The 398-nt window shown below is 66.3% G+C and carries 1 protein-coding gene; it reads right to left on the bottom strand.

Going from position 1 to position 398, the window contains the following annotated elements; genetic code table 11:
* Positions 1-398 (bottom strand): polyketide synthase (locus tag WA788_RS35670; protein WP_335984674.1); only part of this gene is annotated, 398 nt, incomplete at both ends.

Genomic DNA, 398 nt, shown 5'->3' with positions numbered 1-398 from the left:
AACCACCAGACTCCGACCCCACCTCCGCAACGGACTCCACCCCCTCCTGCACGGGCTGTTCGAGGATGAGGTGGACGTTGGTACCACTGATCCCGAACGCCGACACACCCGCCCGCCGAGGACCAGAACCCGCCGGCCACTCGCGCGGCGCCGTCAGCAACTCCACCGCCCCCGCCGACCAATCCACATGCGACGACGGAGCATCCACATGCAAGGTCTGCGGCAGCATCCCGTACCGCATCGCCTGCACCATCTTGATCACACCCGCCACACCCGCAGCCGCCTGCGTGTGACCGATATTCGACTTCACCGACCCCAACAACAACGGACGCGCCGGATCACGACCCTGCCCATACGTCGCCAGCAACGCCTGCGCCTCAATCGGATCACCCAACGCC

Source organism: Streptomyces sp. CA2R106 (assembly GCF_037034245.1).
Lineage (GTDB): Bacteria > Actinomycetota > Actinomycetes > Streptomycetales > Streptomycetaceae > Actinacidiphila.
This window is presented reverse-complemented; position numbering and strand designations above follow the sequence as displayed.